Genomic DNA, 14,785 nt, shown 5'->3' with positions numbered 1-14,785 from the left:
GACCCATGGACGCCCGCAATCCCATCCTCGCCACGGCTCCGGCCGGCTCCTTCCCGCCGCGCGCCAACCGCGTCCGCCCAGGGCGGCGTATCGCCGACAAGATCCTGATCACGGCGAGCACGCTGGCGACGCTCATCGGGATCGTCGTTCTGGGCTCGATCCTGCTGATGCTCATCGTCGAGGGCATCAAGGGCTTCTCGCCCATGATCTTCACCCAGCCGACCCCAGGCCCGGGTTCGGAAGGCGGCGGAATCGCCAACGCCATCCTCGGCAGCCTCGTGCTGACGGTCATCGGCATCGTCATCGCGACGCCGGTCGGCGTGATGGCCGGAACCTACCTCGCCGAGTACGGCCGCAACTCCAAGCTCGCCGACCTGATCCGCTTCCTCAACGACATCCTGCTCTCGGCGCCCTCGATCCTGATCGGCCTGTTCGTCTACACCCTGATGGTGCGGCCGATGGGGACCTATTCGGGCTGGGCCGGCGGCGTGGCGCTGGCCATCATCGCCACCCCCGTCATCGTGCGCACCACCGAGGACATGCTGCGGCTGGTGCCGAGCCAGATGCGCGAGGCCGGCGTGGCGCTCGGCGCGCCGCCCTCGCACGTCATCAAGAGCGTGACCTGGCGGGCGGCCTCGGCCGGCATCGTCACCGGCATCCTCCTGGCGCTGGCCCGCATCGCCGGCGAGACCGCGCCGCTGCTCTTCACAGCGCTCAACAACAACAGCTGGTTCAACGCCAACCTGCTCGGCGGCATCCCGAACCTGCCGGTGATGATCTATCAGTTCGCGCTCTCGCCCTACCAGAACTGGCAGAGCCTCGCCTGGGCCGGCGCCCTGCTCATCACCGTCACCATCCTGGCGCTGTCGATCGTCGCGCGCCTCGTCGTCAAGGACCAGCGGGCGCGCTGATCGCACCCCGCTCCGCCAACCCACCAAGGACTCTGACCCGATGAGCCCGACAACCTCGATGAGCGGCCAGCTCGCCGGCCGCAACCCGGCCAACGAATCCGCGCCGGTCCGCATCGCCGTCAAGGATCTGAACTTCTACTATGGCCAGTTCCACGGCCTGAAGAACGTCAACCTCAACTTCCACGACCGTCAGGTCACGGCGTTGATCGGCCCGTCGGGCTGCGGGAAGTCGACGCTGCTGCGCACCTTCAACAGGATCTACTCGCTCTATCCGGAGCAGCGCGCCGAAGGGCAGATCCTGCTCGACGGGCAGAACGTGCTCGACCCCAAGGTCGACCTCAACGAGCTGCGCGCCCGCGTCGGCATGGTCTTCCAGAAGCCCACGCCCTTCCCGATGTCGATCTACGACAACGTCGCCTTCGGCCTGCGCCTCTACGAGCGCCTGCCGAAGTCCGAGCTCGACGGCCGCGTCGAGGATGCGCTGCGCAAGGCCGCGCTCTGGGACGAGGTCAAGGACAAGATGAAGCAGTCGGGCACCGGGCTCTCCGGCGGCCAGCAGCAGCGTCTCTGCATCGCCCGCTCGGTGGCGCAGCGCCCGGAAGTGATCCTGTTCGACGAGCCGACCTCGGCCCTCGACCCGATCTCCACCGGCCGCATCGAGGAGCTGATCGAGCAGCTGCGCACCGAGTTCACGATCGTCATCGTCACGCACAACATGCAGCAGGCCGCGCGCATCTCGCAGTTCACGGCCTTCATGTATCTCGGCGAACTCATCGAGTTCGCGCCGACGACGAAGATCTTCATGAACCCGGACAAGCGGCAGACTCAGGACTACATCACCGGCCGCTTCGGCTGAGCCCCCCGACACCTATCGTACTGGCCCACGCCGGAGCCTTCGACATGCCCGACCACATCGTCTCGTCCTACGATCAGGATCTCGAAGACCTGCGCCGCCAGATCGCCGAGATGGGCGGCGTCGCCGAGAAGATGATGACCGATGCCACGGTGGCTTTGGTCCGCCGCGACACCACGCTCGCCCAGGCCGTCATCGCCGCCGACAAGCGCCTCGATCTGCTCCAGCGCGAGATCGAGGAGCGCTCGGTGCTGCTGATCGCGCGCCGCCAGCCCCTCGCCATCGACTTGCGCGAGACCATCTCCGGCATCCGCGTCTCGGGCGACCTCGAGCGGATCGGCGATCTCGCCAAGAACATCGCCAAGCGCGTCGTCGCGATTGCCGACCAGACCCAGCCGCAGAAGATCGTGCTCGGTGTGGAGCACATGAGCGATCTCGTGCAGGAGCAGCTGAAGGACGTGCTCGACGCCTATTCGAGCCGCAACCTCGACGCGGCCCACGACGTCTGGGAGCGCGACGGCGCCATCGACGCGCTTTACAACTCTCTTTTCCGCGAGCTCCTGACCTACATGATGGAGGACCCGCGCAACATCTCGTTCTGCACGCACCTGCTGTTCTGCGCCAAGAACGTCGAGCGCATCGGCGACCACACCACCAACATCGCCGAGACGATCCACTACCTCGTCACCGGCGAAACGCTGGCGGGAGAACGCCCGAAGAACGACGCGTCGAACTATGCGACGGTCGAGCCGAGCGTCTAAGGTTTGGAGCGAATTGAGCCCGCCGGGCGATCCATGAACGCGCGTATCCTGATCGTCGAGGACGAAGAGTCCCTCACGACCCTTCTGCGCTACAACCTCGAAGCCGAGGGCTTCGAGGTCGTCTGCGCCACCCGGGGCGACGAGGCCGACCTGCTGCTGCGCGAGCAGCTTCCCGATCTCATCCTGCTCGACTGGATGGTGCCCGGCCTGTCGGGGATCGAGCTGTGCCGGCGCATCCGCGCCCGCCGCGAGACCGAGCGGCTGCCGGTCATCATGCTCACGGCCCGCGGTGAAGAGGGCGACCGGGTCCGCGGCCTCGCCACCGGCGCCGACGACTACATCGTCAAGCCTTTCTCGGTGCCGGAACTGCTCGCCCGCGTGCGCGCCCTCTTGCGCCGGACGAAACCGACCCATGTCGCCGGCACGCTCAATGCCGGCGACATCGAGCTCGACCGTGTCAGTCACCGCATCCGCCGTTCGGGACGCGAGATCCATCTCGGGCCGACGGAGTTCAAGCTGCTCGAATTCCTGATGCGTAGCCCCGGCCGCGTCTTTTCGCGAGAACAGCTGCTCGACGGCGTCTGGGGCCACGACGTCTACATCGACGAGCGCACCGTCGACGTTCATGTCGGACGCCTCCGCAAGGCCATCAACCGCCCGAAGCAGAACGACCCGATCCGCACCGTGCGCGGTTCGGGCTATTCGTTCGACGAGATGTTTACGGACGCCTGAGCCGCATCACCGTCAGTGCGAGCGTCAGCGAAGCAATCCAGGGCCGCTTCCCGAACGATGCGAGGTGGCCCTGGATTGCTTCGCTGACGCTCGCACTGACGGAATGGAGCGGAACCCGGCGCGGTAGCGCCGGACCACCAACAAAAATCAGCGAACCCCGGCAACCCGCCTATCGCGCTTGCGCTCGGCGGCGGGCTGGTAGGCGATCTGGGCGTGTGCCGTGCAGTAGGGCAGGCCGGTGATCGCGCGGCCGCCGCAGAAGCGGAAGTCGGGCGAGGTCGGATCGCCGAGCGGCCAGCGGCACATCGACTCCCGCAGATCCATGATCGTGACGCGCTGCGAGACGGCGAGGCCGTTCGGCTCCGGCGCCGCGGGTGGCGGCACCAGCGGGAAATTCGGGGCGGGCCGGTGCGAGATCACGGCCGGCGGCTCCGGCAGGGTCTGCTCCTCGGCCAGGGCGATGGCGGCCTCATCCTCCTGCTCGGACTTCTTGCGCCCGGTGACCTGCCCGGCAGCGCCGTTCGGCTTCACCCGGCCGGCGAGACCGAGCCGGTGGACTTTGCCGATGACGGCGTTGCGGGTGACCCCGCCGAGCTGGGCCGCGATCTGGCTGGCGCTCAGGCCCTCTTCCCAGAGGCGGCGCAGCGACTCGACCCGATCGTCCGTCCAGCTCGGGACAGCTTCCACCATGGCCCCCTCCGATTCAGTCGCGCTCATCGATGGCCCGGTGCTCTGCGCTGTGGTGGTTGGACGGCGATACGCAAAACAAGCCCGCCACGCGCGTTCCGGCGACCTGTCGAGGATGTCCGCCGAGCCCCTCCCTGCGAACAACCGGAACCTACAGGACGGCTCGTTCCCGGTGCAAGGGTCGCGTCGCGGTGCGCGATGGTTTCCACCACCAAACCGGAGGGGCGGATGCGGAACCCGCCAGGAGAATAAGCCTCGGCCTGCGCTCTCAGGCGTCAAGCGCGCCTTAGGGTCAATTCACATATGAAACAATGCAGATCTCGAGCCGTTCGAAAGAGCCGAATAGTCCGTTTCTGCGCGGTTCTCGAGGATGAATTTTTCAGGTCTGTTGCAGATCGGTCGTCGTCAGCGGCGACGTTCACCATCGGATAGTGTCAGGTGGTGCGCGCGACGCAGGTTTGCCGGGCGGCCCCGACCGCCTATGTGAAGCTGCTGTCCGACCTCCGCGATGCGCGCAGGCCGAGGCCGTCGAATTTCCACGATCGGCTGTTTGTCTGGTCGTCGAGTACCTTGAGCATTTTCGAGCGAAGTGGTTTCCGGTTCGCGTGAAGAGAATGCGACCATATGGGAAGATGGAGCGGTTTTCGTGAATCGGAGATCACGGAAATCGATCCGGACCCTTTCGGGAGACGTCATGCGCCCCAGCCTCGCGACCGCCTGCTTGCTCGTGGCCTCGACCATGCCCGTCATGGCAGCACCGACCCAGGGCGCGCCGGCGACGCCGGATGAAGCCCCGATCCGGCTCGCCAACCACCGCGCTGTCTATGATCTCTCCCTCGCCAAGAGCGAGGGCACGCGCGCCGTCGAGAGCGCCACCGGCCGCATCGTCATCGATTTCGCGGGCGATGCCTGCAGGGGCTACACGATCCAGACCCGGCAGGTGACGGTGCTCGCCTCCGGCGAATCCGGCGACCGCACCTCGGATCTGCGCAACACCACCTTCGAGACCGGCGACGGCAAGAGCCTGCGCTTCAAGACCGGCGCCGTGATGAACGGAACGCCGACGCCACCGATCGACGGCACCGCCGAGGCCTCGGCGGACGCGCTCAAGGTGAAGCTGAAGGAGCCCAAGCGCGACCAGTACAAGGTCGACGGCCTGACGCTGTTTCCGAGCCACCACATGCTCCGGCTGATCGAGGCCGCCCGCAAGGGCGAGACCACGGTGGCCGTGAAGGTGTTCGACGGCTCCGACGACGGCCGCAAGGTATACGACACGCTCGCCGTCATCGGCCGCGCCGCCGCCACGCCGGCCGCCATCGCCGGAAACGACCGCGACAAGCCGCTGCGCGAGGGTGAGATGGCCAAGATGCGACGCTGGCCGGTAACGCTGAGCTACTTCACGCAGGGCGAGGGCGAGCGCACGCCGATCTACACCTTGAGTTTCGACCTCTACGAGAACGGCGTCAGCGGCGCGATCCACCTCGATTACGGCGACTTCGCCATCGACGGCACCGTAACCCGCTTCGACATGGCAAAGGCCGATCCGAAGGCCGAGGGCGAATGCGGGAAATAGCTCCCTCGATCACGAGGTCGCGAGCGCTGTAACGCCGGCCCCGCTCCATCCGTATCCGCACGCGGAACGCGTCGGCCTTCGCCGAGGCCGTGCAGCCGGAGAGCCCCTTGCCATGAAGTCGAACGGTCGTAGCCACTTGCAGGGCCTGATGCTCGCCCTGGCGCTCGCTGCGTCATCCGCGCTCGCGCTGCCGACGGTGGCGAGCGCTGTCGAAGTCATGGCGTTCACGCCGGCGGCGCTCGATGCCGCCAAGGCTTCGGGCAAACCGATCATCATCGACGTCACAGCGCCGTGGTGCCCAACGTGCCGGGCGCAGAAGCCTATCCTGTCGAAGCTGCTGGCAGAGCCGGCGTACAGGGACGTTGTCTTCTTCAGCATCGACTTCGACAGCCAGAAGCCGTTCTTGCGGAAACTCGGCGTCTCCGCTCAGAGCACGTTGATCGCCTATCGCGGCGCCCGGGAAGCTGCCCGCTCCACCGGCGACACCGATGCCGTGAGCATCAGGACGCTTTTGGACAAGGCGATTTGATCGCTGCGCGTCCCACGCCGCCGAGGTACCGACGCGGTGCGTACAGCACTCACCGCAAGAAATCCCCGAACGCCCGCGGCCCGTCCGGCACCGCGATCTTGCGCGTCACCGTCAGCGTCCCGGCGTCGATGACGCTCAGGGAATTGTCGCCCCAATTGGCGACGTAGAGGGTCTTGCCGTCCTTCGATGCGGCGATGCCCTCGGGGTGGTCGTCGACATCGATGGTGCCGATGGGTTTGAGGTCGTCGAGGCCGAAGGCGGTGACGGTATTGGAATACTGGTCGGTGACGAATCCGCGCCCGCCCGCCAGCGCCACCACGTAGGGCCGCTCACCGGTCCTGACCCGGCCGATCTCGCGGCGGGCCGCAACGTCGATCACGGAAACGTCGTTCGAAGTGACGTTGGCGGTATAGGCACGGCTTCCGTCCGCCGAGAGCGTCAGGCCGAACGGGTGCTGTCCGACGGCGATCTTCTGCGACTCCTTGGCCGTCGCGAGATCGATGACGGAGACCGAATCCGCCTCGCGGTTGGCCACGAGCAGCGTTCGGCCATCGGGCGTGACGGCGAGGCCGGAGGGTGACTTTCCAACAGCGATCTCACCCGTCTGCTTCAGGCCCTCCGGGGAGGGGGCGAGCACGACGACGCGGCTCGCATACCAGTCGGCAATGTAGACCATGCCGGTCTTCGGGTTCACGCAGATGCCGAGGGGACCGCCCGAAACCGCGAGACTCGCCGTCACCTTCCGCGCGTCGAGATCGATGACTGCGACCGACTGGCCTTCGGGACGCGTGACGTAGGCGCTCTTGCGGTCCGGCGAGAACGCAATACCGGCCGGGGCGCCGTCGAGGGGGATGTGGGCGATAACCTTGGCCTGCCCGAGATCGACGACCGCGACTTCGCCCGCGAGTTGGGCGGTGACGTAGGCTTCTTGGGCTGTGGCGGGCACTGCGAGCAATAGGGAGGCGAGGAGCAGGGGCAAACCGGTGCGGAAGCTCATGCGGGGTCCTGTCGCGTCGATCCGGTTGGACGTCCGATCACCACCATCTCACCCCCAACCCTCGTCCTGAGGTGCCGGAGCGCAATGGAAGCCTCGACAGAGGGCTGCAGCGGCCACTGCAATCTCAGGAGCTTTCCTTCGAGGCTCGGCGATGCCGCGCACCTCAGGATGAGGGGGTGGGCAGGCCGAGGCAATCAGGGAGCCGGTGGCACCCCCAAAAGGCCTGCTCCACCTTGTGGGAGGAGTGGGAGGTGGGAGTGACTCCGCCGGCCTCGCTCGGAGTCCGGCGCGCCCACCCCCGCTTTCGATCCCTCCCCGCAGGGGGAGGGACGAAGCGCTAGCTACGAGCCCTTCTCGGCCTTCTCTTTCACGTTGGCGAGGCTGGCCTTGTAGAGGTCGCTCACGGCCTTCTTGGAGGCTTCGTCGTTCAGGTCCGGCGGCGGATCGTTGTTCATGTAGCCGCGGTAGAACGCGCCCTTCCAGGTGAGCTTGGTCTTGCCGCCGGCATCCTCGACCTCGACCGTCGAGGAATAGTCGTTCACCGGCAGCACCTTCACGTCGACCTTGTCGATCCGGTACATGAAGGTCTTCTTGGCGTCGTCGTACTTGGCGAGTTCTTCCACGACCGTGGCGCCGCCCTTCAGGGTCAGCGTACGGGTCGCCTTGACCTCGTTGCCGCCCTTACCCTCGGTCTTCTCGACCACCGGGATCCAGCTGCCGTCCTGGAAGTTGCCGACGATCTTCCAGACCTTGTCGGCCGGGGCGTTGATCTCGATCGACTCGGAAACCTTCTGGCGACTCGGCCCGTGGGCCTGCGCCGAGAACGACACCGTGGCGAGGGCCGCCACCGTGGCTAGTGTCAAAAATCGCATCGTGTGTCCTCCAATCACGCCGCGTCAGGAGGCGGCGTCGGGTTTTTCGAGAACGCGGTCGGTGCGCCCGAGGGCTGCGGCGACCTTGTCCTCGATCCAGTCCCAGGCCTCGCGCTCCGCGGGCCCGGCGGTCTTGGATATCGCGATGGCGTGGTAGGCCATCTCCGTCAGGATTTTTTCCGGCTCCAGCATCTTCAGCCGGGTCGAGAGGATGGCGGCCTCGAGCACGGCCGCCTGCGCGCGGTTGTAGCCGAGGAAGGGCTTGTGGCTCGCCGCATGCACCATTCGGCCGCGATAGCGAGGACGCTGGGCGTCGTCATCCTTGGCGATCACCTCGAACTCGGCATGCCCGAAGCACGAGGCCAGCCGCCTGCCGCGGATCGTATCGCAATCGACCACCGGCCAGTCGCGCCGTCCCGTGACCACGCCCGCGATGATGCGCACATCGGTCGGCGACGAAGCGACGAAATACGGCGAGGCTTCGAGGTTCAGGATCGTCGGCGAGGGCCGAAACGGGGCCAGCACGTAATCCTCGCCGTCGCGGATCAGCCCGAACGGCACGAGGTGCAGTTCGCCCTCCGGCGACAGCGTGGTGACGATGGTCTCGAGGATGAACGGCACGCGAACTCAGCTCTCGTCCGGCACGAGCTTGCCGCAGACGATGCGGCCGGATTTCGGTGTGCTCAACGCGTCGCTCTCCGTGTTCGATCCGCGGCCTCCCACGGCCTCCGGCTGCACGGCATCGGCCTCAGGCCGCGCGTCGCGCGTGCCGGGTGGCGGCGCGTCGGGGCCGCTGTGTCTGGTGTGCCCGGCCTTCTTGAAGGCCGTGGTGTCCTCTTGGGTACGGTCGGCCGCGCTGCCCCAGTCGAGCGGCTCGTCCTGGACGTAGCGCTTGCCGAGCCGCAGGGCCATCTCGGCCTTGGTCAGTTCGCCGCCGAGATAGAAGGCGTGGGCGCCGTCGCTCGCGACGTCCAGATCCGAAAAGAAGGCCATCGCGTCGGTGCCGACCTTGTGGATCGCGCGGTTGTAGACGTGGATGCCGTCCTCCGCGACCGCGATGCGATAGTTGGGATCGCGCACCTCGGCCGCCAGAGCGGCGATCTCGTCCGGCGTCTGCACGAAGGGCCGCTTGTCGTGAAGTGCCAATAGCTCCCGACTGTAGCCCTTGGGCAGCGCCGAATCCGCCTTGGCGGCGTACATCACCCGCCGCGCCGCATCGTGCTCCTCGACCGTGCGGCGTGTGTGGTTCGAGACCTGCACGATCAGCACGTTGCGGATGGACAGCTCCGAACACATTCCCGCGAGGAGCGCGGTGACGCCGAGGCTGTCGGCCTCCGTCAGCTCGGTGAGGTTGCCGGTGCCCATCATCATCTCGATGTCCGGCCAGCGCTTCCTGACGTCGTTGTAGCGCGCGATCGACTCGACGAAGCCGAAATGGATCGGCTCCAGGATCGGGTCGGCCATGTAGGGCAGGCCAGCCTTCTCCATGCGCTCGATCGCCCGATCGAGGGAGGGCATGTCGTCGGGCCGCATCGGCACGAGGACCGGCACGGCGTCGATCTCGAAGGCGAGGTCGAGGGTCTCTTCGTTGAGGCTCAGCAGGTAGTCCGCGCCCGCCTTCGCGCCGCGCGTGAGCTCGTCGAGGGAGAACGAGTCGACGCTGACCCGGAGCCCGGCCGCCTTCATCGCGCGCACGGCATCTTCGAGATGCAGGAACGGCGTATCGGGCAGGCCGCCGAGATCGATCACGTCCGAGCCGCGGCGAGCGAGATCGAGGCCCTTCGCCACGATCTGGTCGACGCTCATCTTCGAGGCATCGACGATCTCGGAAAAGATGCGCAGGTCGTGCCGGGATAGATCGACCTTCCGGCCGGCGAGCCCGAGAAACGCCGGCAGGTCGACGATCTCGTCCGGCCCCCGCTCGACCGGCAGCCCGAAATGTTCGGCCAGCACCTCCGGGTTCGCGCGGCAGCGCCCGGGCAGCACAATGCGCGTCGCGCCCGCAGGGATCGTAATGCGGCGCTTGATGATCTCCTCGGTCATCAGCGCGGCGACCTTCACGCCGGCATCGGCGATCGACCACGTGAAGCGCTCGGGCGGAAAGGTGTTCGCGACCTTTTCGAGCCGGGCATGGGCGAGCTTGCCGGTGATGAAGACGAGATGCTCGGAGGTTTTTGGTTCGGAGCCGCCGCTCATGCCGCAGCGTCCTGAGACGGTACGCAGGGCGCCTCACCCGCATCCTCGTTCTGAGGTGAGAGGCGAAGCCGAGCCTCGAAGGGCGGATCGAGATGCTGCCACGATGTCTGGAGCCTTCCTTCGAGGCCTCCACTTCGCTCCGGCACCTCAGGACGAGGGGGACGGTCGGCGTTGCGGTCCGGACCGCGCAGCACGATCTCGCCGGCGAAGGCGCGCGCAAAGTCCGGAAATGCCCGGTCCACCAACCCGAGCCGAACGAGTTCGTCCGGCGTCGCGCCGACGGGGCAGGGTGCCGACTTCAGCAGGGTACAGCGTGTCGCGCGGAGCGCCGTGGCAAGCCAGAGCGCGAGACTGTCGGAGGAGACATCCCAGGTTTCGGGAATGTCGGGATGGCCCGAGCGCAACGCCACGGGGTCCCACAGGCAGACACCCTTCGATTCCGCCGCGGCCTCGACGCTACGGAGGATGGCGAGCCGCGGCTCCATCTCAGAAAACACTTCGGCCATGCAGCCCATGGCGTCGAGGGCGAGACGGTGGGCGAGTGCGTCCGAGTAGCCGAGCGCAGTTTGCGCAGTGCGAACGGCATCGGCGAAGGGACCGCCACCGGGGACGATCACGATCGGCCCTTCCGCGCCATCGGCGAGCGCCGCCAGCGCGGAGCGGAGGCGCGCCGCATCGGCGAACAGGCTGCCGCCGATCTTCACGACGTTAACGCGGCTCGAGGCACTCATCGTCACGCCGCGTCGCGCCGACCGAGGGCGCGGAAAGCTTCGACCGCGGCGCTCACACGCACCGGATCGAGCGCGTTGCGCCGGTCGCCATCGCGGCACAGGCCGCCCCGAAAGCCGAGATAGCCCGGTTCGTGCGCAGCAAGCGTCGATACGTCGTCCACGCTGAGCGATCCGGCCAGTCCCGATAGCAGACCGTGCGTTCGGCACGTCGCGACGAAGGCGGCGAGATGGTCGGAGGCGAGCCAATCGCCGAGGCGGCGTCCGGTCTTGCCCCGCGTGTCGATCATCGCGCCGCGAAACCCGGCCGCAGACAGCCGTGCCAGCGCATCGAGCGCGAGACCGTCTTCCGCGAACAACACGCCGATCAACCGCCCGCTCGCGGCCTCGGCAGCCGCCTGCAGAGCCGCGTCGCTCTGCCCCGGCCACACGGCGACCTTCACGTAGTCGACGCCCGTGTCAGCCATGGCAGCGACACATCCCGCCAGGGAAGCCTCCTCGTCGGGCTCGCCCGCGACGGCGCTCGTGGCCACCCGCGCGCCGACACGGGCGACGATGCCTCGCACGATCTCGACGGGCAGAGCACCGAGCGCCCCGTTCTCGGGATCCTTGGCATCCACCAGATCGGCGCCCGAGGCACAGGCGAGGGCGGCTTCGTCCGCGTCGCGGACGCTGACGAGGAGACGGGGGCGGATCGGCTTGGGTTCGAGATCGGGACGCATCGGGACTCGGTGATCGCGGGGCGCCGGTCGCCGATCAGGAGCGGTTCGGCAGCGGCTCGGCGAGGAGGCGGTTCTTCACGACCGAGCGCACGGCGTGCATCCAGTCGTCGTCGGTGTTGGCCCTTATCACGACGAGGCCCTGACGCACGATCCTTCCGGACGCAGCCTCGGCAATCGTCACGGTCAGGTTGAAGAGCTGTGCCGAGCCCTTCTCCGCAACCCCCGTCACCATGAGCTCGGCGCCGGCCGCCTTGGCGATGTCGCCGGTGCATCCGTTGCACTTGAATAGCGGCGCCTGCTTCTTGATCTCCTCGGCCTGTCCGGCGAGGTCGACGAGTTCGAGGCCGCCCTTGTCCACCAGTTGCTTGCGCAACTCGTCGGTGGCGAGATCGAGGCGCTTCAGCTGGGCGGGAGGCGCCTTGCGGCCATAGGGCAGGCTGGGATCGTCGAGTTCTACGGCAAAGATCGCCGCCTTCCGCCCGCCCTCGGCCATGACGGTCGCCGGCAGCAGGGGTGCCAACACCGAGGAGGCAAGTGCGAGGCGGCGGAGAACGCGCATCGGGCGCTGGGTCATGGGCGATGTCTCGTCGAACGCGGCGGCAGACAATGGGCCGTCGCTGACGAATAGCTTGTGCGCGAGGAGGGTTTGGCAACTCCCGGCCGTCGGGACTCCCTGCCCAATGCGCTCAAATTGCCGCGATGCGGCAAGCGCAGCACGGCGCTGAGAGCTTAGAAGATCCTTATGCATCAGCCGTTGAGGGCAGGGCCGAGATGTTGTTAGCGTCCGCCGGCATGCCTCTCTCCGACCTTCGCCTCCTCGCCGTTCCGTTCGCTTTCGCCGTCTGTCTCGGCGGCCCGCCCGGGGTGGCCGCCCAGGAGCCGAAAGCCGAGACCGGCGAACCGCCGCCCGGTTCGCCGAATGCCCAGCCGCCCGCAGCGATGCCGGGCAGCGAGACGCATGTGGCGTTCCTCTACCGCCCGGTCCCGGCGCCGTCCTCCTACGATGCCGAGGCCGAGCCGGAAGACCTCGGCGTCGCCGGCGCACGTATGGCGGTGAAGGACAACAACACCACCGGCCGCTTCACCAAGCAGACCTACACCCTCGACGAGGTCGCGCTGGAGGAGGGCAAGAGTGCCGTCGACGCCGCCAAGGAACTTGCGGCCAAGGGCGTGAAGTACTTCGTGGTGTCGCTGCCCGCCGCCGAGGTGCTGGCCGTCGCCGACGCGCTCAAGGGCGACGGCGCGGCAGTCTTCAACGCCGGCTCGCCGGACGACGCCCTGCGCGGGGCCGATTGCCGCGCCAACGTCTTCCACACCATTCCCAGTCGCGCGATGCAGACCGACGCGATCGCGCAATACATGACGCTGATGCGCTGGCGGAAGGTGTTTCTCATTGTCGGCCCGAGTGACCGGGACAAGGCCTACGCCGAGGCCATGAAGAACTCGGCCAGGAAGTTCGGGCTCAAGATCACAGCCGAAAAGCCCTGGACGTTCGGCCCGCTGATGAAGGCGCGCGGCGACACGCCGACGCGGGCCGAGGCGATGGTGTTCACCCGCGGCCTCGACTACGACCTCGCCGTCGTCGCCGACGAGGAGCAGGATTGGGGCGAGTACGTCCCCTACCGCACGGTCGACCCGCGGCCCGTCGCCGGCACGGCCGGGCTGGTGGCGACGACTTGGCATCCGACCCTGGAGACCTGGGGGGCAGCCCAGGCGCAGAACCGCTTCCGCCGCCTCACGGGCCGCCTGATGCGCCCGCTCGACTACCAGGCTTGGGCGGGCGTGCGCACCGTCGGGGAGGCCGGAACGCAGAAGAAGACCACCGACGCCGCGACGCTCGTTCCGTATTTCACCGATCCCGCCTTCAGCCTGCCGGCCTACAAGGGCGTCTCGCTGAGCTACCGCCCCTGGGACCACCAGCTGCGCCAGCCGATCATCGTCGTTCAGCCGAAGGCGATGGTCTCGGTGGCGCCCGAACAGGGCTTCATCCACCAGCGCACGCCGCTCGACACGCTGGGGGTCGACCAGCCCGAGACGACCTGCAAGTTCAACTGAAGACGCCGCATCGTGCGGCAATCAAACGCTGATGTTTCAAGCGGGCTTGGGCAAAGGCGAATGTTCCTGCGGGGAAAATGCGCTAGATCGCCGGAGCGAATGCGCGAAACAGCGTGCGCGACAGGGAGGATGCGGATGAGCGGTCGCTTGAAGGCGAGCGTGAGCGTTGCGGTGCTCGCCGGAATTTGGCTCGGGCTGTCGGGTGCCGCAGAGGCGTTCACCGCCTACGTGTCGAACGAGAAGGGCAACTCGGTCACCGTCATCGACACCGCAACCATGACCGTCACCGGCACCTGGAAGGTCGGACGACGCCCGCGCGGGATCACGCTTTCGAAGGACGACAAGGAGCTCTTCGTCTGCGCCAGCGACGACGACCGCATCGACGTCCTCGACACCGCCACCGGCAAGGTCGTGCGCTCGCTGCGCTCCGGTCCCGACCCGGAGCAGTTCATCCTCGGTGCCAGCGGCAACCCGCTCTACGTCGCCAACGAGGACGACAGCCAGGTCACCATCCTCGACATCGAGAAGAATAAGGTGCTGGCCGAGGTCCCGGTCGGCGTGGAGCCGGAGGGCATGGGCCTGTCGCCGGACGGCAAGGTTCTCGTGAACACCTCCGAGACCACCAACATGGCCCACTTCATCGACACCAAGACCTTCGAGGTGATCGACAACGTGCTGGTCGACGCGCGCCCGCGCTTCGCCGAGTTCACGAGCGACGGCAAGATGCTGTGGGTTTCGGCGGAGGTCGGCGGCACGGTCTCCGTGATCGACGTCGCCACCCGCAAGGTCGTCAAGAAGGTCACCTTCAAGATCCCGAGCGTGAACGACGAGCAGATCCAGCCCGTCGGCGTTCGGATCACCAAGGACGGCTCGAAGGCCTTCGTGGCGCTCGGGCCGGCCAACCGCGTCGCGGTGGTCAACACCAAGACCTACGAAGTGGAAAAGTATCTGCCGGTCGGCCAACGCGTCTGGCAGCTCGCCTTCACGCCGGACGAGAAGCAGCTCTACACGACCAATGGCACCTCGAACGACGTCTCGGTGATCGACGTCGAGTCGTTGAAGGTGATCAAGAGCATCCAGACCGGGCTGCTCCCGTGGGGTGTGGCCATCTCGAAGAAGTAGTTCAGCGCGTCGAAGCATCGGACCGCCGACAAACGGCGGCAGGAGGG

General features: G+C 67.2%; 15 protein-coding genes and 1 pseudogene. 8 read left to right on the top strand and 8 right to left on the bottom strand.

Annotated features, from left to right (window positions below):
- The first annotated feature begins 5 nt into the window (after window positions 1–5).
- The 4 genes from pstA to phoB are packed head-to-tail and all read left to right on the top strand — an operon-like array spanning window position 6 to window position 3,257.
- A complete protein-coding gene (pstA, locus tag MHA02_RS19960; protein ID WP_147082018.1) occupies window positions 6–911 on the top strand; it encodes a phosphate ABC transporter permease PstA in 906 nt (301 codons plus the stop codon).
- A gap of 40 nt (window positions 912–951) precedes the next feature.
- Window positions 952–1,767: a phosphate ABC transporter ATP-binding protein PstB gene (pstB, locus tag MHA02_RS19955; protein WP_147082016.1), complete on the top strand. Its 816-nt coding sequence runs from the start codon at window positions 952–954 to the stop codon at window positions 1,765–1,767.
- Between the two features lie 44 nt (window positions 1,768–1,811).
- On the top strand, window positions 1,812–2,525 hold the full coding sequence (gene phoU, locus MHA02_RS19950) for a phosphate signaling complex protein PhoU (protein WP_147082014.1): 714 nt from the start codon (window positions 1,812–1,814) through the stop codon (window positions 2,523–2,525).
- A 33-nt stretch (window positions 2,526–2,558) separates the two neighbouring features.
- A complete protein-coding gene (gene phoB / locus MHA02_RS19945; protein ID WP_147082012.1) occupies window positions 2,559–3,257 on the top strand; it encodes a phosphate regulon transcriptional regulator PhoB in 699 nt (232 codons plus the stop codon).
- Window positions 3,258–3,404: 147 nt separating this feature from the next.
- On the opposite strand, the gene MHA02_RS19940 is transcribed toward phoB, so the two are convergent.
- Window positions 3,405–3,947 (bottom strand): GcrA family cell cycle regulator, encoded by a 543-nt coding sequence (locus tag MHA02_RS19940; protein ID WP_147082010.1) that lies wholly within the window; start codon window positions 3,945–3,947, stop codon window positions 3,405–3,407.
- A 691-nt stretch (window positions 3,948–4,638) separates the two neighbouring features.
- Between MHA02_RS19940 and MHA02_RS19935 the strand changes: the two genes are divergently transcribed.
- Both MHA02_RS19935 and MHA02_RS19930 read left to right on the top strand, forming a co-directional pair.
- A complete protein-coding gene (locus tag MHA02_RS19935) occupies window positions 4,639–5,517 on the top strand; it encodes a cell envelope integrity EipB family protein (protein WP_147082008.1) in 879 nt (292 codons plus the stop codon).
- A 112-nt stretch (window positions 5,518–5,629) separates the two neighbouring features.
- Window positions 5,630–6,046 carry a thioredoxin family protein gene (locus MHA02_RS19930; RefSeq protein WP_147082006.1) on the top strand — a complete coding sequence of 139 codons (417 nt, stop codon included), beginning with the start codon at window positions 5,630–5,632 and terminating at the stop codon, window positions 6,044–6,046.
- A gap of 49 nt (window positions 6,047–6,095) precedes the next feature.
- Here the strand turns inward: MHA02_RS19930 and MHA02_RS19925 are convergent, their stop codons facing one another.
- From MHA02_RS19925 to MHA02_RS19895, 7 genes and pseudogenes are all read right to left on the bottom strand, one after another.
- Entirely contained in the window at window positions 6,096–7,043 is a 948-nt protein-coding gene (locus MHA02_RS19925; protein ID WP_147082005.1) for a YncE family protein, read from the bottom strand.
- A gap of 341 nt (window positions 7,044–7,384) precedes the next feature.
- Complete coding sequence (locus MHA02_RS19920) at window positions 7,385–7,915, bottom strand: SRPBCC family protein (protein ID WP_147082004.1); 531 nt, start codon at window positions 7,913–7,915, stop codon at window positions 7,385–7,387.
- Window positions 7,916–7,939: 24 nt separating this feature from the next.
- On the bottom strand, window positions 7,940–8,536 hold the full coding sequence (locus tag MHA02_RS19915) for a DUF447 domain-containing protein (protein WP_147082003.1): 597 nt from the start codon (window positions 8,534–8,536) through the stop codon (window positions 7,940–7,942).
- Between the two features lie 6 nt (window positions 8,537–8,542).
- Window positions 8,543–10,111, bottom strand: a complete 1,569-nt coding sequence (locus tag MHA02_RS19910; RefSeq protein WP_147082001.1) for a DUF6513 domain-containing protein — start codon at window positions 10,109–10,111, stop codon at window positions 8,543–8,545.
- 161 nt (window positions 10,112–10,272) lie between these two features.
- Window positions 10,273–10,842 (bottom strand): annotated as a pseudogene (locus tag MHA02_RS19905) (amino acid kinase family protein); the annotation flags it as partial.
- 2 nt (window positions 10,843–10,844) lie between these two features.
- Window positions 10,845–11,561 carry a (5-formylfuran-3-yl)methyl phosphate synthase gene (locus MHA02_RS19900; protein ID WP_147081997.1) on the bottom strand — a complete coding sequence of 239 codons (717 nt, stop codon included), beginning with the start codon at window positions 11,559–11,561 and terminating at the stop codon, window positions 10,845–10,847.
- Window positions 11,562–11,595: 34 nt separating this feature from the next.
- The gene (locus MHA02_RS19895) at window positions 11,596–12,135 is read right to left on the bottom strand and encodes a DUF3280 domain-containing protein (protein ID WP_373318394.1); all 540 of its coding nucleotides are present in this window, start codon (window positions 12,133–12,135) and stop codon (window positions 11,596–11,598) included.
- Between the two features lie 218 nt (window positions 12,136–12,353).
- Between MHA02_RS19895 and pedA1 the strand changes: the two genes are divergently transcribed.
- Complete coding sequence (gene pedA1, locus MHA02_RS19890; protein WP_147081995.1) at window positions 12,354–13,616, top strand: lanthanide ABC transporter ABC transporter substrate-binding protein PedA1; 1,263 nt, start codon at window positions 12,354–12,356, stop codon at window positions 13,614–13,616.
- 135 nt (window positions 13,617–13,751) lie between these two features.
- Window positions 13,752–14,738 carry a YVTN family beta-propeller repeat protein gene (locus MHA02_RS19885; protein WP_147081994.1) on the top strand — a complete coding sequence of 329 codons (987 nt, stop codon included), beginning with the start codon at window positions 13,752–13,754 and terminating at the stop codon, window positions 14,736–14,738.
- Window positions 14,739–14,785 lie beyond the last annotated feature (47 nt).

It is taken from the genome of Methylobacterium haplocladii, from assembly GCF_007992175.1.
In the GTDB taxonomy this organism is placed as follows: domain Bacteria; phylum Pseudomonadota; class Alphaproteobacteria; order Rhizobiales; family Beijerinckiaceae; genus Methylobacterium; species Methylobacterium haplocladii.
This window is presented reverse-complemented; position numbering and strand designations above follow the sequence as displayed.